This is a genomic window from Frigoribacterium sp. CFBP 8754, from assembly GCF_014841815.1.
In the GTDB taxonomy this organism is placed as follows: domain Bacteria; phylum Actinomycetota; class Actinomycetes; order Actinomycetales; family Microbacteriaceae; genus Frigoribacterium; species Frigoribacterium endophyticum.
This window is the reverse complement of the sequence record NZ_JACYUO010000001.1, coordinates 757,971-776,687: the sequence shown is the minus strand read 5'-3', so window position 1 is coordinate 776,687 and position 18,717 is coordinate 757,971. Positions and strand designations below refer to the sequence as shown.

The following is an 18,717-nucleotide window of genomic DNA, read 5'->3' as shown; positions in this document are numbered from 1 at the left end:
GTCAGGGGGTCTGCACGGCGCCGAAGACGGCGTCGATGACGGTCTCGGGCCGCACGTCGTCGGCGGCGGCCTCGTAGCCGAGGATGACCCGATGGCGCAGCACGCCGTGGCGCAGGTGCTTGACGTCTTCCGGGATGACGTAGTCGCGGCCGTGGAGGAGTGCGAGGGCGCGCGCGCCCTGGACGAACGCGATGCTGGCCCGCGGGCTGGCGCCGAACTCGACGTAGTCGGCCAGCCCGGCCGGCAGGTACTGCTGCGGGTGACGCGTGACGTAGACGAGCTGGACGACGTAGTTGACGATCGACGCGTCGACGTAGACCCGCTTCGCCAGCTCCTGCAGGAAGACGACGTCGTCGAGCGTCACCCCGGTCGGCTCGTCGGCCCGGCCCTCGTCGTAGACGCCGGCCTCGATGCGGCGGATGACCTCCGCCTCCTCGGCGGGGCTCGGGTAGTCGAGCACCTCCTTCAGGAGGAACCGGTCGAGCTGCGCCTCGGGCAGCTGGTAGGTGCCCTCCTGCTCGATCGGGTTCTGCGTCGCCAGGACGAGGAAGGGGCGGGGCAGCGCGTAGACGCGGCCGCCGATGCTCGTCTGGCGCTCCTGCATCGCCTCGAGCATGGCGCTCTGGGTCTTGGCGCTCGAGCGGTTGATCTCGTCGAGCAGGACGAAGTTGCTGTGCACGGGGCCCAGCTGGGTCACGAACGTCGACTTCTGGGCGTCGTAGATCTGCGTGCCCGTGATGTCGCTCGGCAGCAGGTCGGGCGTGCACTGGATGCGCGTGAAGCTGGCCTGGACCGCCGACGACAGGGTCTGCGCCGCCGTGGTCTTCGCGAGCCCCGGGACGCTCTCGAGCAGGACGTGCCCGCCCGTGATCAGGGCGATCAGCAGGGTGTCGCGCAGGGCCGTCTGGCCGACGACCTTGCGGGAGAAGGCGTCGGAGACCGTGCCGAGCACCCGGTGCGCGCGCTCCATCTCGGCCGGGCTGATCGGACCGGCTGCCGCCGCGGCGGGCTGGGGAGTCGTCGTCGTGTCGGTCACGCGCTCCACTGTAGACCGGACGTCCGTCAGGGCAGACCCCGCCGGGACCCCCCGTCAGCGTCGCAGGGCGCGACGGGCGAGGGCGTTGCCGGCGAACTGGACGAGCTGCACCAGGACGATGATCAGCAGCACGGCCGCCCAGGTCACGACCGGGTCGAACTGTCGGTAGCCGTAGAGGAGGGCGAAGGCCCCGAGCCCGCCGCCTCCCACGTAGCCGGCGACCGCCGACATGTCGACCAGCGCGACGAAGACGAACGTGTAGCCCAGGATCAACGGCCCCAGCGCCTCCGGCAGGATGACGCTGCCGATGATGCGGAACGGCCCGGCGCCCGCGGCCCTCGCGGCCTCGACCACGCCGGGCTGCACGGTCAGCAGGTTCTGCTCGACGATGCGGGAGATGGCGAACGACGCCGCGAGCGAGAGCGTGAAGATGATCGCCGTGTTGCCGACGCCGGTGCCGAGCACGGCCCGGGCGAGGGGCTGGGCCGCCGCGAGGAAGATGATGAACGGGATCGGCCGGAACACGTTGACGACGACGTTCAGCACGCTGAAGACGGGCCGGTTGGCGAAGAGGGCCCCGGCCCGCGTGAGGTACAGCGCGAGCCCGAGGAGGAGGCCGCCCAGGCCGCCCAGCAGGAGGGTGAGGGCGACGATGTAGACGGTCTCGTAGGCCGCCTGCCAGAGCAGCGGCTGGAGCTGGAGAAGGGAGTCCACGGGTCAGAGGCCCTTCTGCGTCGTGACGGCGGCGGGCGGGAGGAGCTCCGTGGCCGCGGGGCCGAGCTCACGGACGGCGGCCTCCACGGCCCCGTCGTCGCCCGCCAGGGCGAGGGTCAGGGTGCCGAAGGTCCGGCCGGCGATCTCGTCGATGCCGCCGAAGACGATCTCGAAGGCGACGCCGTGCCGGGCCAGGACCCCGAACACGTGCTGCTGGTCCACCCCGCCCTCGGAGACCCTGACGGTCACGAGCCGACCGGGGTGGCGTCGGCGGAGTGCCGCGAGCTCGTCGCCCTCGGGGCTGCCCGCGACGACCGTCGACACGAAGCGGCGGGTGGAGGCCTCGCGGGGCTCGCTGAAGACCTGGAAGGTGGGGCCCAGCTCGACCACCTTGCCGGAGTCCATCACGGCCACCCGGTCGGCGATGGACTTGATGACGTCCATCTCGTGGGTGATGACGACGATCGTGATGCCGAGCTCGGCGTTGACCCGACGGAGGAGCCCCAGCACCTCCTGCGTCGTCTCGGGGTCGAGGGCGCTCGTCGCCTCGTCGGCGAGGAGGATGCGCGGCGACGTGGCGAGGGCGCGGGCGATGCCCACGCGCTGCTTCTGCCCGCCGGAGAGCTGGTCGGGCCTGACGTGGGCCTTGTCGGCGAGGCCGACGAAGTGCAGCAGGTCGCTGATCCGCCGCTGGTGCTCGGCCTTCGGCACCCCGGCGGCCCGCAGCGGGAACTCCACGTTGCCCCAGACCGTCTTGGACGAGAAGAGGTTGAACTGCTGGAAGATCATGCCGATGCCGGCCCGCACCCGGCGCAGCTCGCGCTCGGGGAGCCCGGTGACGGGTGCCCCGTCGATCTCGATGCGCCCGCTGGTCGTCAGCTCGAGGGCGTTGATCAGTCGGACCAGCGTGCTCTTGCCGGCCCCGGAGTAGCCGATGATGCCGAAGATCTCGCCGTCCGCGATCTCGAGGCTCACGCCGTCGACGGCGGTGAGCGGCGCGCCGCCCTTCTCTCGGGGCGGGTAGGTCTTCACGACGTCGGTCAGGGTGATGGCGGGCATGGTTCTCCTCGTCAGGGGCGGGACGGCCCGACCCGTGCACCAGGGTGGCACACGGGTCGGGCGGGGCAGGTCGGGCCGGGCGTCAGCCGTTCTGCTCGACGAGCTCCTTCGTCTCGTCCAGCGACGACTCGAGGTCGGCGACCGGCACCTTCACGGTGACGGCGGTGCCGCCCGAGTTCTCGACCACTCCGTCGGTCACGGCCTTGGTGTCCTGGTAGATCTGCACGAGCTTCTTCAGCGTCGGGTCGTCGGCGTCGTCCGCACGGGCCGCGAACACGTTGACGTAGGGCAGCGCGGCGGGGTCGCTCGGGTCGTCCTGAGCGATCACGTCGTCGGTCGACAGGCCGGCCTTCGTCGCGTACTCGTTGTTGATGATCGCCCCGGCGAAGTCGGGCAGCGACGTCGCGGCGAGGTCGGCGGCGACCGTCGTGACCTTGACGGTGGACTTCGACTCGTCGATGTCGTCCACCCCGGAGAAGATGTCGCCGCCGTCCTTCAGCGTGATGAGGCCGTTCGACTGGAGCACGAGCAGCGACCGGGCGAGGTTGCTGGCGTCGTCGGGGACGGCGACGGTGTCGCCGGGCTGGAAGTCGTCCACCGACGTGTACTCCTGCGAGTACAGGGGCAGCGGGTAGATCGCCGTCGAGCCGATCGGCACGAGGTCCGCGACGGCCGCGACGTCGTACTGGGCCAGGTAGACGATGTGCTGGAACTGGTTGAGGTCGAGCTCGCCCTCGGTGAGCGCCGGGTTGGGCTGCTCGTAGCTGGAGAAGTCGACCAGGTCGACCGTGATGCCCTCCTCCGCCGCGGCGTCGGTGAAGGTCTTCCAGTACGGGTCGCTCGCGCCGACGACCCCGATGCGCACGGTCTCCCCCGCGGCGCCGGAGCCGCCTCGGCCGGCGACGGCCACGCCGATCCCGATCGCGGCGGCGATCACGACGACGGCGACGACGATGATCGCGATGAGTCGACCGGGGCCCTTCTTCGGGGCGTCGATCAGGGGCGTGGCGCTGGACATGTGTCTCCTCGGTGTTCTCTGCGGCGACGAGCCGGCTGCGGTGGCCGACCCGGGTCGGCGCTCGCTCGGGCGTCCCCTCCATGGTGGAGGCTGCGCGGAGCGGGGGCGCGCGGGCGCGTCACACGACGACACATGCGTCGCGGCGCCCGGGCCGGACATGCGGGAGGCGCGGTGCGAGCTGTCACTCGCACCGCGCCTCCCGCGGGTGTGGCGGCCTCGGCCGCCGGATGGCCGTCAGACCGTCAGGACCTGGGGCGAGCCCACCTCGCCCGGGGGCATCTCGGCGGCGAGGCGGTTGGCCTCCTCGATCAGGGTCTGGACGATCTCGGCCTCGGGGACGGTCTTGATGACCTCGCCCTTGACGAAGATCTGGCCCTTGCCGTTGCCGGAGGCGACGCCCAGGTCGGCCTCGCGGGCCTCGCCGGGGCCGTTCACGACACAGCCCATGACAGCGACGCGCAGGGGCACGGTCATCCCCTCGAGGCCGTCGGTGACGTCGTTCGCGAGCTTGTAGACATCGACCTGGGCGCGGCCGCAGCTCGGGCAGCTGACGATCTCGAGCTTGCGCTCGCGCAGGTTCAGCGACTGGAGGATCTGCAGGCCGACCTTGACCTCCTGCGCGGGCGGGGCGCTGAGGCTGACGCGGATCGTGTCGCCGATGCCCTCGCCGAGGAGGATGCCGAAGGCGGTCGCCGACTTGATGGTGCCCTGGAACTCGGGGCCGGCCTCGGTGACGCCGAGGTGCAGCGGCCAGTCGCCGCGCTCGGCGAGCTGGCGGTAGGCCTTCACCATGATGACCGGGTCGTTGTGCTTGACCGAGATCTTGAAGTCGTGGAAGTCGTGCTCCTCGAACAGCGAAGCCTCCCAGACGGCGGACTCGACGAGCGCCTCCGGCGTGGCCTTGCCGTACTTCTGGAGCAGGCTGGGCTCGAGCGACCCGGCGTTGACGCCGATGCGGATGGAGACGCCCGCGGCCTTGGCGGCCGCCGCGATCTTGCCGACCTGGTCGTCGAACTTGCGGATGTTGCCGGGGTTGACCCGGACGGCCGCGCAGCCGGCGTCGATCGCCTGGAACACGTAGTTCGGCTGGAAGTGGATGTCGGCGATCACCGGGATCTGGCTCTTCTTGGCGATGATCGGCAGCGCCTCGGCGTCGTCGCGGCTGGGCACGGCCACCCGGACGATGTCGCAGCCGGAGGCGGTGAGCTCGGCGATCTGCTGGAGGGTCGCGTTGATGTTCGGGGTGGGCGTGGTCGTCATCGACTGGACGCTGACGGGAGCGTCTCCTCCGACGAGGACCTTGCCGACCTTGATCTGCCGCGACTTGCGTCGCGGGGCAAGGGTCTCTGGGACCTTCGGCATTCCGAGATTGACTGCAGGCACGGACCACATGCTAGCCCCGCGGGCTGAGCGCCGAGTGGACCCGCCGTCAGCCGAACAGCTTGATCGGGTTGACGATGTCGGCGTAGGTCAGCAACAGGCTCATGCCGCCCAGCACGATGACGACCGCGAAGGTCAGCGGGATCACCTTCGCCGTGTCGACGGGGCCCGGGTCGGGCCGGCGGAGGAGCTTCGCGGCGGCCCGGCGGACGGCCTCGATGAGGGCCCCGGCGACGTGGCCGCCGTCGAGCGGCATCAGGGGCACCAGGTTGAAGACGAAGAGGGCGACGTTGAGGCTCGCGAGCAGGCTGACGAGGTAGGCCGCCCGGTCGACGACGGGGATGCTGTCGAGGCTGACGATCTCGCCGGCCATGCGGCCGACCCCGACGACGCTGACCGGGCCGTTCGCGTCACGCTCGCCGCCGCCGAAGGCGGCCTGGGCGACGTCGACCATCCGCTGCGGGAGGTGCAGGACGACGTTGGCTACCCGGGCGACCGTGTCGCCGACCGCGGGCAGCACGGCCGTGACGGGCTGGCGCACGTTCTCGGTGGCGAAGCCGATGCCGACGAACCCCACCTCCTGCGTGCGCGGGGCGCCGTCGGCGTCCGTGACGACGGCTCCGGCGTCGTCGGTGACCTCGCGCTCGGTGAGCACCGGGGTGACCTGGAGGGTCTGCTCGGCCCCGTCGCGCTCGACCACGACGTCGAGGGTCTGGTCGGGCGCGGCGCGCAGGGTGCTCGTGACCTGGTCGCCGTCGGTCATGGCGACGCCGTCGATCGACACGATCCGGTCGCCGTTCTGCATCCCCGCGGCGTAGGCGGGAGCCGGGGTCGCCCCCGCGGGGCAGCTGGTCTCGGTCGAGCCCGCGGGCAGGACGCACTCGTTCACGAAGCCCACGGTCGAGCTCGACTGGGCCGTGCCGAAGCCGCAGAGCAGGACGGCGAACAGGGCGACGGCGATGAGGAGGTTCATCAGCGGGCCGCCCAGCATGATGATGATCCGCTTGTAGACGGGGAGGCGGTAGAAGGTGCGCTGCTCCTCCCCCTCGTCGATCGTCTCGGCGCTGGCGGTGCGGGCGTCCTGCACGAGGGTCTGGAAGAAGCCGGTGCTCGCCGTGCGCGAGCCGCCGGCGGCGCTCGGCGGGTACATGCCCGACATCGAGATGTAGCCGCCGAGCGGCAGCGCCTTGAGGCCGTACTCGGTCTCGCCGCGACGACGGGAGAAGATCGTGGGCCCGAAGCCGATCATGTACTGGCCGACCTTGACCCCGAACTTCTTCGCCGGCACGAGGTGGCCCACCTCGTGCAGCGCGATCGACGCGCCGAGCCCGATCACCATGATCAGGATGCCGAGCACGTACAGCAGGATCGTTTCCACCGGCTCAGGGTAGCTGCCCGGACCAGGGGGCGAGGTGCGCCCCGGCCCTGGCGACGCTGGGAACGCCGGACCCACGGGGGCCGTCACCCCAGGTCTGGGGGCGGGCGCCCGACCGCGGTCGCCGACGGCCGGGCCGGATCAGCCGGCGAGCAGCGCGTCGGCCTCCGCGCGGGCCCAGCGCTCCGCCTCGAGGACTCCCTCGAGCGTCGCGGCGCCGGAGTCGTGGCGGTCGACGACCTCGCGGACCGTGTCGAGGATGCCGAGGTAGCCCACCCGGCCCTCGTGGAAGGCCAGGACGGCCTGCTCGTTGGCGGCGTTGAAGACGGCCGGCACCGTGCCGCCGGCCCGGCCGACCTGCTTCGCGAGGTCGACCGACGGGAAGGCCTCGGTGTCGAGCGGCTCGAAGGTCCAGGTGGAGGCGGTGGTCCAGTCCAGCGGACGCCCCACCCCCGGCACGCGGTCGGGCCAGGCGAGGCCGAGCGAGATGGGCAGGCGCATGTCGGGCGGCGACGCCTGGGCGATCGTGGAGCCGTCGACGAACTCGACCATGGAGTGCACGATCGACTGCGGGTGGACGGTGACGTCGATCCGGTCGTAGTCGACGTCGAAGAGGAGGTGCGCCTCGATGACCTCGAGCCCCTTGTTCACCAGGGTCGAGGAGTTCGTGGTGACCACGAAGCCCATGTCCCAGGTGGGGTGCGCGAGGGCCTCACGGGGGGTGACGTCGACGAGCTCGGCCCGGGTGCGACCCCGGAACGGGCCGCCGGAGGCGGTGAGCACGAGGCGTCGGACCTCGCGCTCCGCCCCCGACCGGAGCGCCTGCGCGATGGCCGAGTGCTCGGAGTCGACGGGCACGATCTGGCCCGGCCGGGCGCGCTCCCGCACGAGGTCGCCGCCGACGATGAGGCTCTCCTTGTTGGCCAGGGCGAGGGTCGCGCCCGACTCGAGGGCCGCGAGGGTGGGGCCGAGGCCGACGCTGCCGGTGATGCCGTTGAGGACGACGTCCGTCGCGACGTCGCGGACGAGCGACACGGACTCGTCGGTGCCCAGCGAGACGTGCTCGACACCGAACTCGGCCGCCTGCTGCTCGACCAGCTCGCGGTTGCTCCCGGCCGACAGCCCCACCACCTCGAAGAGGTCGGGGTTGGCCCGGACCACGTCGAGCGCCTGGACGCCGATGGAGCCGGTGGAGCCGAGGATCGTGACGCGACGCATGCCAGCAGCCTAGGGCCCGCGGGCGGGCGCGGGCGCGGGCACGGGCGCGGCCCGGGCCCGGCCCGCCGCCGGGCGTCGGCTCGAGGCGGGCTACGCGACCGCGAGCACGTCGATGACGAAGACGAGCGTGTCGCCGGGCTCGATGCCGGCCGAGGCCTGGCCGGCCTCCCCGTAGCCCTCCGCCGGCGGCACGACGACGAGCACCTGCGACCCGACGGTCTGGCCGATCATCGCGGAGGCGAACCCGCTGACGACCTGCTGGGTCGAGAACGTCGCGAGGGTCCCGCTCCCCCAGCTCTCGTCGAAGACCTCGCCGGTGCGCCAGTTCACGCCCTGGTACTGGACGGTGACGTTGGCCGGGTCGGGCACGACCGGGCCGTCGCCGACCTTGAGGACCTCCACCTGCAGGTCCGTGGGCGGGTCGCCGTCGGGGAGGGTGACCGTCGGGCGGCCGTCGTCGGCGAGCTCGACCGTGGGGAAGCCGGGCTGCGCCTCCTGGTCGGCGCCCGTCGCCCGGGTCGGGACGACCGCGAAGGTGTCGACCACGATGACGGCGGCGGCGTTGGGCGGGTCGGTGCCCTCGGTGCTCGGCTGCATGTCGGCCGCGGAGGCGACGGTGACCGTGCGGCCCCCGGCCTGCGCACAGAGCAGGGCACCCTCGAGCCCCGGCACGTAGTAGTCGGCGCTGATGGTGAGCTGCTCGCCGGTGCCGCTCTCGTAGCCGGCCGAGTTGACGAGGTCGCCGGTCGTGGCGTCGAACACCGTGATCGCCACGCGGACGACGTCGCCCGTGCCCGTGCGCTCCCCGGTGCCCTCCGTGACGACCGTCTGCTGGCTGGTCGAGACGTCGACCGGCCCGCTCAGGGCGATGGTCGGCTGCGTGCCGACGTCGCCCGACACCTGGACCGACTCGGACGCCGAGCCCGACGGCAGGCAGTCACGGGCCGCCGCGGTCGCCGTGCCGGAGGCCGTGCCGTCGGACGGCGCCGGTTCGCCGCCGCCCGTGCAGCCGACGAGCCCCGCCGCGACGAGCGGCAGGACGGCGGCCGCGAGGAGGCGCGGGAGACGGCGCACGTGGGTCACGTCAGCCGACGGCGAGGATGTCGATGACGAAGACGAGGTCGTCCGTGCCGCCGATGCCGGCCTGCGGCTGGCCGGACGCGCCGTAGCCGTCGGCCGGAGGGATCACGACGACCGTCTGGGAGCCGACGGTCTGCCCCACCATGCCCTGGGCGAAGCCCGTGATGACCTGCGTGGTGGCGAAGGTCGCCGGGGCACCGCGCGACCAGCTCTCGTCGAAGACCTCGCCGGTCGTCCAGTTGACGCCCTGGTACTGGACCGTGACGGTGTCGCCGTCGGCGACGACCGCGCCGTCGCCCTTCTTGAGCACCTCGACCTGCGTCTCGGTGGGCGCCGTCGTGTCGGGGATCGTGACGGTCGGCCGGCCGTCGGCGTCGAGCTCGACGGTCGGGAAGCCCGGGGTGGGCTCCTGGTCGGCGCCCGTGGCGCGCTGGGGGACGTCGCTCGCGCCGGAGCTCGACGAGCTCGACGGCGAGGACGTGTCGGCGGGGGCGGCCCCGTCGTCGCCGGCGCACGCGGCGAGCGCGAGCACGAGGGCGGGGACGGCCAGGAGGGACAGGGAGCGGCGCATGGTGATCTCTCGGTCGAGGCGGTGGGGGCCGGTCGTCGACGACGCTCGGCGCAGACCATTGTGCCGCACGACGTCGAGGTGTCTGCTGGGCGTCGTGCCCGGGGTCAGGAGGCGCGGACGAGGGTGGTGGGCTCGTGCCCGACCGGGAACGCGACGGAGGCGGCGATGAAGCACTTGCGGGAGGCCTCCGCGTGCAGCCGGGTCGCGGCCTCGACCATGCTCTCGTCCGCCACGGTCACGCGGGGCCGCAGGGTCGCCGAGGTGAAGCGGCCTCCCCCGTCGGCGGTCTGCGTCATGCTGCCCTCCGCGGCGTCTGAGTAGGCGACGACGACGACGCCCGCGGCGGCCGCGACGTGGAGGTAGCTGAGCAGGTGGCACTCGGCCAGCGCGGCGAGCAGGAGCTCCTCCGGGTTCCAGCGGTCGGCGTCGCCGTGGAAGGTCCGGTCGGCGGAGCCCTCGACGTCGTGCCGCTTGCCCGCGGCGGAGATCAGCGCGTCGCGCCCGTAGCTGCGGTACGACGTGGTGCCGACGCCGCGGTCGCCCGTCCACGTGAGGTCGACGGCGTAGTGGTGGTCGAGCACGGGGACCTCCGGGGATCGGTGGCGGGCACGCCCCCGTCGGTGGCCGGGGGCGTCGGTATGCTCCCCATCATGACCGACCTCCGTGCCCCCGCGCCCGTCTCCGCCCCCCGCCACCCGCTCACGGCGGCGGGCAGCCGCGAGCTGGCCGTGCTCGTGCGCTCCGGGCTGGAGGAGAGCCGGCACCTCGGCGCGGCCGTCGTCGTCGACCACGACGGCGCCGTGCTCCGGGAGGTGGGCGACGGCGGCGCCTCGATCTACCCGCGCTCGTGCCTCAAGCCCCTGCAGGCGCTCACCGTGCTGCGGTCGGGCGTCGAGCTGCCGGGCTCCCAGGCGGCGATCGCGACGGCGAGCCACGCCGGCACCCCGGAGCACCTCGCCCTGGCCGCGAGCGTGCTCGCCCGCTCCGCCAGCGGCGAGGACGACCTGCTCTGCCCGCCCGACTGGCCCGGCGACCGGGCGAGCGCCCGGCGCGCCGACGGCAGCCGACGGCTCGCCATGAACTGCTCGGGCAAGCACGCCTCGTTCCTCCTCGCCTGTGCCGAGAACGGCTGGGACCCAGCGACCTACGTCGACCTGGACCACCCGCTGCAGCGTGCCGTGCGGGAGACCGTGGCCGAGTACACCGGCGAGGTCGTCGACCACGCGGGCGTCGACGGCTGCGGCGCCCCGGTGTTCGCGACGACCGTGACGGGGCTCGCGCGCTCCGTCGCCCGGGTCGCCGGCTCGGTGTCGCCCGGCCGCCGGGCGGGCGACCCCGAGGCCGCTCGGCTCGTCGACGCCGTGTTCGCCGACGCCTGGGCCATCGACGGCCCCGGCCGCGCCAACACCGTCACGGTCGACGAGCTCGGCGTCTTCGCGAAGCTCGGGGCCGAGGGCGTCATGGTGATGGGCACGCCGGACGGCGTGGGCGTCGCCGTCAAGGTGCTGGACGGCAACGTGCGCGCGGGGACGCTCGTCGCGCTGCACCTCCTCGTCGCCGAGGGCGCGGTGGACGCCGACGCGGCACGTCGCGTCGTCGACGCGACCCTGGAGCCCGTCCTCGGCGGAGGCGTCGTCGTCGGCGGCATCGAGGTGAGCCCCGAGCTCGTCGCCGCGGGGCGCTGACGACGCCCCAGCCCCCCGCGAACGGCTCGACTCGGGCACCGTCACCGCCGCCCCGGGTCCACGTCGTCGTGCACGGAGATGCTCGACACGTGGACGGGGACGTCGCACGCGCGCCCGTCCCGGCGCGTCACCGTCGCCGTGCCGTCCCGAGCGACGACCAGCACGCAGGCGGCCGGTGCCCGGCCCGGGGCGCCCTCGCCGACGACGGTCACCGCGTCGACCGGGCTGCCCTGGGCTCGGAGCTGCAGCCGGAAGCCCGCGGCGACCCCGCGGACGAGCACGGCGGGGCCGTGGACGTCGACGCCGCCTCGGGCGTCGACGCAGAGCGGGCCTCGGGCGATCGTCGCGGCTCCCCGAGCCGGGGCACGTCGCCCCGCGGTGACCGGGTCGTCGCCGAGCACCGCCACACTCGCGTCGACCTCCCCCGTGCCGAGGACGAGCCAGGCCGCGCCGCGGGGGCCCCGGGGCGCGAGGGACCGGAGGCCTCCGCGACGACGCACGAGCTCCGCGAGCGCCGCCGAGTCCGGGAACTCGGCCGAGAGGTCGTCGGCCACGACCGCGAGCTGTCTCGTGACCGCGACCAGCGCCTCCTCGTGCTCCCGCGCGGCTCGACGTGACCGTGGACTCCTGCCTCGGAGGGCCCCCGGCGCCGTCGTGCCGACCCAGGAGGCGGCCGCGGCGGCGGCGGCGACGCTCCAGGACCGCGCCCCGCCGGTGGTCAGCACGACCGCCGCCACCCCGGCGGCGACCAGGGCGGCGTCCCGGCAGAGGGCGGCGCGGGGCGCCCGCGGCTCCCCGGGCGACGGGACGTCGGGGGCCGGGGCCTGGGGAGCACGGGGAGGCGGGGGCATGGTCGAGGAGACCACGTCGCGCCTCCTTCGCGGGAGGCACATGCCGGCGCCGGGGGACGGACGGGCGCGCCGTCAGCTGGGGAGGGAGCTCAGCTGACCACGAAGAACTGCTCGCCGATCTCGACGCGCGTGCCCCGGGCGACGCGCACGCGCGTGCCGGGCTCCACCCGACGGGCGGGCTGGTCGAGCGGCCGGACGACGGTGCCGTTGCCCGACCACCGGTCGCTGATCCACAGCGCCCCGAACTCCTGCCCGAACTCCAGGTGCGTCTTGGAGACGGACTTGCCAGGGTCGACGATGCGCACCAGCTGATCGAAGCGCTCTCCGGGCTGCGGCGCGGGCGAGCGGCCGAGCAGGCCCGAGCCGTCGACGGTCACGCTCTCACCGGTGCTGAACTGGAGGAGGTAGGGAGTGCCGACGGGGCCCCGCCGCACGAGCCGGGTGGCGTCGACGTCGTCGTCGGACGGCCGGAGCTGGGGAGGCAGGGGCGAGGGCCGCCACGGCGAGGCCTCGGGCGAGGGCGGGGCCGGGGGCACGACGGGGGCGGGGACCGAGGGGGGCGTCACCGGGCGGGGCGAGGGCTCCACGGGCGGCTCGACGGGCTCAGGTCCGCGGGGCTCAGGTCCGCGGGGCTCAGGGTCGCGGGGCACGGGCTCGACGGGCGCCGGCCCGACCCGCGCGTCGGACGCCGCCGTCGTCGGCGGCGTCCAGCTGGGCGGCAGGGGCACGATCGGCCCGGTGAACGACAGGGCGACGGACTGCACGACGGCGCCGCACTCGGGGCAGAAGATGTCGTCCTCGTGGAGGGCCGCCCCGCAGTGGGTGCAGTGCTCGACGACGGCCGAGCGCCCCGGCTCGACCAGGGGCACGGGGGCGACGGGGGCCGTGTCGCCCGCCACGGGGGCGAACGGGACGGGCTCGCGGAGGGGGACGGGCGTCGACGCCGGCTCGGGCTCGGCGGCCGACGCGCCGTCGGCGTCGTCGGCCCCGGGCGTCACGTCGACGTCCTGGTCGAGCTCGGCAGGGTCGCCCTGGTCCGACGCACCGTCGGCGCCGTCGGTTCCGGTGTCGGTGCCGGTGCCGGCGTCGGGCGTCGACGGGCCGGGCGCGTCGAGCGGGTGCGCGTCGGCCCCAGAGGCGCGGTCGGTCTCGGAGGCGCGGTCGGTCTCGGAGACCTCATCGGTCTCGGAGGCCTCGTCGACCCCGGACGCGTCGTCGGTCTCGACGACCTCGCCGTCGCCCGGCTCCGCGTCGACGGCGTCCGGTGAGAGGGCGCCATCGGCGGTGGGCTCGGCCTCCCCGGCCTCCGCCTCCGAGCTCGGACGCGACTCCTGCTCGACGGGGCGGGGGTCGTCGGCGACGTCGTCACGGACGCCGTCCGGCTCCCCCGCGGCCTCCGGCACGGGAGCCAGGGACGCCGTCCAGAGCGGTGCCGACGTGGGGCGGGGCGCGTCGTCGTCGTCGGCACCGGGGACGCGCAGCGGCGCAGGCCGGACGGCGGGGGCCGGCACGGGGGCAGGCGCCGGGGCGGGGACGACCGGCGGGGTCGGTGCGGCAGCCTCCGCACGCCCTGCATCGGGCTCCCCGCGGGCGTCGTCGGGCTCGGCGGTCACGGGAGGGCCCGCCTCGGCTGCGGTCGGGAGGGGCCGGACGGGCTGCCCCGACCACGCCGGCGGCACGACCGGAGCCCGGCGCTCGCGCACCCACCAGGGCTCCTGCTCGCCCGGGAGCGGACGGTCGGGCTGCTCGAGCCGCCAGGACGGCGTCTCGGCGTCCGGCGTCGGCCCCGCCTCGGCGGCACGACGCGCGGCCTCGGCCTCCTCCGCCCGGCGGGCCGCCTGCACGTCCGCACTCGTGACGGCCCGACCGCACTCGCCGCAGAACATGGCTCCGACGGGGAGGGGGCTTGCGCAGGTGGGGCAGTGCATCGTGGAGGTTCCTCTAGCGCTCGGGACGTGTCCGGCCATGGTATCGACGGAGCGAGCGGAGCGAGACCGCCGCCTTGACCCGCTGCCACCGGGTGAGGCCCTCGCCGAGCGACCGGCGGAGGTCCTCGACGACGGCCCAGACGCGGTCGGCGTCCTCCTCGGGCGGGGCGGACGGACCGAAGACCGCGCGGTCGGCCACGCGGGCCAGCACCGCCGTCCGCGCTCCCCCCACCCGGGCAGCGACCTCGCTGCGGGTCGCCGCCGGCGGCGTGTCGACGCCGTGGTCGACCACGGCGTCCTCGAACTCCTGCCAGCCGCCGGTGATCCGGGCCGCGGCCGACGCCGCCCTCCGGCGACGTCGACGACGGCGGACCTTCAGCGCGACCACGGCCAGGAACGGCGCCGCCACGATACCCGCGACGACGGCGAGCCACCCGGCGACCGTGACGACGACGAGGAGCGCCGCGAGCCACTCCGGGGGCGTGTCGGCGTCCTCCTGCGCCGTCTGGGGCGGGGCCTGGTCGTCGCGGACCTGCGGGTCCTGCGGCGGCGGCTGCACGACCGACTCCGGGCGGGAGACCTGGCTCGGGTCCTGCAGCTGCTCCTCGGGGACGGGGCGCTCCTCCGGGTTCGGGTCGAGCGCGACCCAGCCGAACTGGGCGGTGTCGACCTCGATCCAGGCCGTGACGTCGCCGCCGGTGACCGTGACCGCTCCCCGGTCGTCGACGGGCGCCTCCTCGCTGGGCACGAAGCCCATGACCACGCGGGCCGGGAAGCCGAGCTGGTCGGCCATCAGGGCGGCCGCGGTCGCGTACTGCTCACCGTCGCCCACCATGACCGGGTCCGTGAAGAGCTGGGCGATGCGGTCCGCCCCGTGGCCCGACCGGCTGGCCGGCTCGTCGGCGGACACGCCGTGGCTCACGTAGCCCTGCGTCCGGAGGCCCTCGAGGGCGGCCCGGAGCTGGGCGCCCGGCCCCGTGACTCCCTCGACGTAGCCGTCCAGGGCCGTGCTCAGCTCGTCGGGGACGGCCCGGGGCGCCGGGACGGCGTCGGTGCCGGGCGTCAGACCGTCGAGGTCTCCACCGGACGGCTGCCGGGGCAGGACGGCCTGGAGGCTGTAGGCGTCGCCCTCGGAGACTCCCCCGACGACGGCGGCCGTGCTCGTCACGTCGTTGTAGTAGAACCGCTCCCGTCGTGCGGCGGCGGTCGGACCCGAGAAGGCGACGTCGCGGAGCGCCCCCACGGTCGGCAGCCAGATGCCGTCGTAGGAGCCGACGTCGACCGACACGCTGGTCGGCGCGCCCACGACGGCGGACTGGTCGACGGTGGACGGGACGAGGTCGAAGGTGCCGGACGCGCTCGACACCGAGCCGCTGCCGACCGTGTACGAGACGCCGTCGTAGGTGTCGAGGGTCGCGAGGCGCAGCAGCTGCCCGGTCGCCAGGCCCCTGACGCGGAAGACCTCGTCGTCGACGAGCGGCTCCTGCTCGTAGGCACGGAACCGCGTCAGGGGGCTCACCTCGTCGCGGGGGTCGAACGGCTGGGCCACGAGCGAGCGGGCCACCACCCGGTCGCTCGGAGACGGCAGGAGGGCCACGGCCCCGACGGCGGTGGAGGCGGCGACGACGAGGGTCAGGACGGTGCCCGCGACGGCGCGGCCCGCGACGGTCCCGTGCCCGTGGCCCGCCGAGCTCGCCGGGCGGCTCCCCGCGAGGGCGTCGACGGCCAGGCGACGACGGCGGAGGCGCCACCAGACGAACCAGGCCACGCACGTCGCCATCAGCGCGAGCCCGGCCACCCGCGGCAGGAACGCGTCCTGCGGCCCCAGCACGATGCCGGCCAGGTGGACGACGACGGGGCCCGCGATCGCGAGCTCGCCGCGTCGGGTGCGGAGCGCCACGGAGGTCCCGACGACCGAGACGACGAGCAGCAGCACGAACAGCGGCACGAGCAGCGCCTCGTAGCTGCCCACGGGCAACGAGATCGTCAGCAGCTGCTTCCAGCCGAGGGCGGTGCCGACGACCAGCTGGCGGAGGCCGTCGAGGGTGGGCAGGACGCCCCAGAGCGCCCCGGAGGGAACGGCGAGGGGGACGCCGAGCACGAGGTACGCCGCCACCGTGACCAGGAGGACCGCGAAGCTGGAGAGGCGCAGGACGGCTCCGGCGACGCCGACCAGCGTGCCGACGAGCACCGTCGCCACGACGGTGACGATGAACTCCGCGCCCTGGTAGACGGGCCAGAACGGCAGCACGGCGACGAGGGTGGCCAGCCCGAGCAGCACGCACGCGAGGGAGACGAAGGAGGCGCGGAGCCGCGGCCGGCGGACGCGCACCCGCAGGTCGCCGGCCCGCCGGCGCTCCCCCAGGTCGACCGCCGTCACGTCGCGGCCGCCCGGGCGAGGGAGAGCGCCAGGTCGTCGAGGTACCCCACCGTCAGCACCGTCAGGTCGGCGACCCGCACCATGCCCGGGACCGACTCCGGGTCGCAGACGACGGCGACGGCCTCGACGCCGAGCGGGAACTGCAGGGCGGCGGCTCGCATCGCGGTCAGCGTCGTGCTCGACCCCACCACGAGGAAGGCGACGCTCACGCCCGGCACCTGGGTGCTCGACACGCGTGCCACGTCGTCGATCCGCAGCGCCGACTCGTCACGCTCCACGACGGCGAGGTCGTCGAGGAGGCGGTTGCGGGTCAGCGTGCTGAGCTCCCGCACGGCGAGGACCTTGCGCTTGGCGAACTCCGGCGTGCGCTCGCCCACCACCACGCTGACCTCGCGGGCGTCGCGGATCGCCCGGACCCCCAGGGAGCCGGTGACGCTGACGGCCAGCTCGAACTCGTCGTCGCCGGCGAAGTCGTCGCGGGCGACGCTGAGGGCGATGACGACGTGGCTCCGACGGCTCTCCTCGAACTGGCGGACCATGTAGGTGCCGGTCTTGGCGGTCGACCGCCAGTGGATGTTCCGCCGCTCGTCGCCCGGCTGGTACTCCCGCAGGGCGTGGAACGAGATGTCGCTCGGGCTGAGGTCCCTCGTGGGGTTCCCCTCGAGGTCACGGATGAGGCCGGTGCTCGAGCTCGCGATGCCGATCGTCCGCGGGTGCACGAAGAGCTCGGTCACGCCCGTCCACTCCAGCTCGCGCCGCACGAGGCCGACGGCGTCGCCCCGGACCGTGCGGACCGGGCCGACCCGGACGACCCCGCGACGCGTGGTCGGCACGGAGAACGTCTCGGTGAGCGACTCCCCCGCCCGCAGCCCGGGCAGGCCCAGCTCGGCCAGGCCCACGCCGACGGGCACCTCGACGGAGACGCCGAGGAGCCGCCGGCGGGTGGGGTTCTGCACCGTGACCGACCCCGACGCGTCGTCGCCGACGGCCACCCGCTCGTGCGGGAGGTGGAGCTCGACCGTGAAGGCGTTCCTCCCGATCAGGTACACCGCAGCGACGAGGAGCATGACGACCGCGGCCCAGCCGATCACCAGGAGCTCCTGCCAGCCGAGCACGAGGCCGGCCGCCAGGCCGACGGGCGCGGCGACGAGCATCGCCCAGCCGACGGGCGTGACGACGCCCGAGACGACGGTGACCCCGCGCGAGGTCACGCGGCGCACGCCGCGGGCGACCCGGACGACCAGCACGAGGCCGTCGGCCACGGGGCCGGTGCGGTCGCCGACGAGCCGGGTGCGGGCGTTCGTCAGCCCGCGCGTGCCGGTGGCGAACGACGCGTCGACGCCCCCTCGGGCGACCTGGCCGCCCCGGGTGCGGCTGCGCTCCCGCGCGGCGACGGACCCGCGCGAGGCCCCGACGGGTCCCGCTGCGTCCTCGTTCACACGGCGACCCTCTCCGCGGGCGGGGGCGTCTCGATGAGGAGCTGGCTGACGACGCTCGACGCCGTGACGCCGTCGAACTCCGCCTCCGGGTCGAGCACGAGGCGGTGGGCCAGGACGGGCTCGGCGAGCACCTTGACGTCGTCGGGCGTCACGTAGTGCCGGCCGAGCGAGGCTGCGTAGGTCTTCGCGCAGCGCACGAGCGACAGCGCGCCGCGGACGCTGACGCCCAGCCGCACCTCCTGCGCCGTGCGGGTCGCCTCGACGAGGCGGGCGACGTAGTCGTTGATGGTCGACTCGACGTGCACCGTACGGGCGAGACGGGCCATCTCGACGACGACGCCGGCCTGGACCACCGGCGAGATCGACCCCTCGTGGACCCGAGTCGCGGAGCCCTCGAGGATCCGCACGGTGGCCGCGTGGTCGGGGTAGCCGATCGAGGTCTTCATGACGAAGCGGTCGAGCTGCGCCTCCGGGAGGCGGTAGGTGCCCGCCTGCTCGACGGGGTTCTGGGTCGCGATGACCATGAAGGGCGAACCGACGTCGTGGCTGATCCCGTCGACGGTGACCCGCGACTCCTCCATGACCTCGAGCAGGGCCGACTGCGTCTTCGGGCTCGCCCGGTTGATCTCGTCGGCGAGCACGATGTTGGCGAAGACGGGCCCGCGGTGGAACTCGAACTCGCCCTTCTTCTGGTCGTAGATGCTGACGCCGGTGATGTCGCCGGGCAGGAGGTCGGGCGTGAACTGGACCCGGCTGCTCGTGCCCTGCACGGTCTGCGCGACCGCCCGGGCCAGCGAGGTCTTCCCCGTGCCCGGGAAGTCCTCGAGGAGGAGGTGGCCCTCGCTGAGCAGGGCGGTGAAGGAGAGCCTGACGACGAACGACTTGCCGAGGAGGACCTGGTCGACGTTGGCCACGAGGCGGCCGAAGATGTCGGAGAACCAGGTCGCCTGCTCGGGGGTCATGCTCATTCTGCTGTCGTCTCT

The 18,717-nt window shown here is 74.3% G+C and carries 16 protein-coding genes; 1 reads left to right on the top strand and 15 read right to left on the bottom strand.

The window, feature by feature from the left end; translation table 11 throughout:
• Position 1: 1 nt before the first annotated feature.
• The 10 genes from IFT72_RS03575 to IFT72_RS03530 all read right to left on the bottom strand — a co-directional run bounded on the left by IFT72_RS03575 (position 2) and on the right by IFT72_RS03530 (position 10,032).
• Positions 2-970: a MoxR family ATPase gene (locus IFT72_RS03575; RefSeq protein WP_192045882.1), complete on the bottom strand. Its 969-nt coding sequence runs from the start codon at positions 968-970 to the stop codon at positions 2-4.
• Between the two features lie 120 nt (positions 971-1,090).
• Positions 1,091-1,750, bottom strand: coding sequence for a methionine ABC transporter permease (locus IFT72_RS03570; RefSeq protein ID WP_056054022.1), 660 nt, complete (start codon positions 1,748-1,750; stop codon positions 1,091-1,093).
• 3 nt (positions 1,751-1,753) lie between these two features.
• Positions 1,754-2,809, bottom strand: a complete 1,056-nt coding sequence (locus tag IFT72_RS03565) for a methionine ABC transporter ATP-binding protein (protein ID WP_185232276.1) — start codon at positions 2,807-2,809, stop codon at positions 1,754-1,756.
• 82 nt (positions 2,810-2,891) lie between these two features.
• On the bottom strand, positions 2,892-3,827 hold the full coding sequence (locus tag IFT72_RS03560; protein ID WP_192045581.1) for a MetQ/NlpA family ABC transporter substrate-binding protein: 936 nt from the start codon (positions 3,825-3,827) through the stop codon (positions 2,892-2,894).
• 234 nt (positions 3,828-4,061) lie between these two features.
• Positions 4,062-5,210, bottom strand: coding sequence for a flavodoxin-dependent (E)-4-hydroxy-3-methylbut-2-enyl-diphosphate synthase (gene ispG, locus IFT72_RS03555; protein WP_185232272.1), 1,149 nt, complete (start codon positions 5,208-5,210; stop codon positions 4,062-4,064).
• A gap of 46 nt (positions 5,211-5,256) precedes the next feature.
• Positions 5,257-6,585, bottom strand: a complete 1,329-nt coding sequence (locus tag IFT72_RS03550; RefSeq protein ID WP_255465356.1) for an RIP metalloprotease — start codon at positions 6,583-6,585, stop codon at positions 5,257-5,259.
• A gap of 138 nt (positions 6,586-6,723) precedes the next feature.
• On the bottom strand, positions 6,724-7,800 hold the full coding sequence (locus tag IFT72_RS03545) for a 1-deoxy-D-xylulose-5-phosphate reductoisomerase (RefSeq protein ID WP_192045580.1): 1,077 nt from the start codon (positions 7,798-7,800) through the stop codon (positions 6,724-6,726).
• A 90-nt stretch (positions 7,801-7,890) separates the two neighbouring features.
• Complete coding sequence (locus IFT72_RS16585; protein ID WP_192045579.1) at positions 7,891-8,874, bottom strand: FKBP-type peptidyl-prolyl cis-trans isomerase; 984 nt, start codon at positions 8,872-8,874, stop codon at positions 7,891-7,893.
• A 10-nt stretch (positions 8,875-8,884) separates the two neighbouring features.
• Positions 8,885-9,451: an FKBP-type peptidyl-prolyl cis-trans isomerase gene (locus IFT72_RS03535; protein WP_082514444.1), complete on the bottom strand. Its 567-nt coding sequence runs from the start codon at positions 9,449-9,451 to the stop codon at positions 8,885-8,887.
• A 104-nt stretch (positions 9,452-9,555) separates the two neighbouring features.
• Positions 9,556-10,032 carry an OsmC family protein gene (locus tag IFT72_RS03530; protein ID WP_185232267.1) on the bottom strand — a complete coding sequence of 159 codons (477 nt, stop codon included), beginning with the start codon at positions 10,030-10,032 and terminating at the stop codon, positions 9,556-9,558.
• 69 nt (positions 10,033-10,101) lie between these two features.
• Between IFT72_RS03530 and IFT72_RS03525 the strand changes: the two genes are divergently transcribed.
• Positions 10,102-11,136, top strand: a complete 1,035-nt coding sequence (locus IFT72_RS03525; protein ID WP_056055822.1) for an asparaginase — start codon at positions 10,102-10,104, stop codon at positions 11,134-11,136.
• A 41-nt stretch (positions 11,137-11,177) separates the two neighbouring features.
• On the opposite strand, the gene IFT72_RS03520 is transcribed toward IFT72_RS03525, so the two are convergent.
• The 5 genes from IFT72_RS03520 to IFT72_RS03500 all read right to left on the bottom strand — a co-directional run bounded on the left by IFT72_RS03520 (position 11,178) and on the right by IFT72_RS03500 (position 18,702).
• Entirely contained in the window at positions 11,178-12,002 is an 825-nt protein-coding gene (locus tag IFT72_RS03520) for a hypothetical protein (RefSeq protein WP_192045578.1), read from the bottom strand.
• Positions 12,003-12,076: 74 nt separating this feature from the next.
• The gene (locus IFT72_RS03515; protein WP_192045577.1) at positions 12,077-13,831 is read right to left on the bottom strand and encodes an FHA domain-containing protein; all 1,755 of its coding nucleotides are present in this window, start codon (positions 13,829-13,831) and stop codon (positions 12,077-12,079) included.
• 97 nt (positions 13,832-13,928) lie between these two features.
• Positions 13,929-16,295 carry a transglutaminaseTgpA domain-containing protein gene (locus IFT72_RS03510; protein ID WP_192045576.1) on the bottom strand — a complete coding sequence of 789 codons (2,367 nt, stop codon included), beginning with the start codon at positions 16,293-16,295 and terminating at the stop codon, positions 13,929-13,931.
• The gene (locus IFT72_RS03505) at positions 16,292-17,734 is read right to left on the bottom strand and encodes a DUF58 domain-containing protein (protein WP_192045575.1); all 1,443 of its coding nucleotides are present in this window, start codon (positions 17,732-17,734) and stop codon (positions 16,292-16,294) included. The genes IFT72_RS03510 and IFT72_RS03505 overlap by 4 nt, the downstream gene beginning before the upstream one ends.
• A complete protein-coding gene (locus tag IFT72_RS03500; RefSeq protein WP_056053982.1) occupies positions 17,731-18,702 on the bottom strand; it encodes a MoxR family ATPase in 972 nt (323 codons plus the stop codon). The genes IFT72_RS03505 and IFT72_RS03500 overlap by 4 nt, the downstream gene beginning before the upstream one ends.
• Positions 18,703-18,717 lie beyond the last annotated feature (15 nt).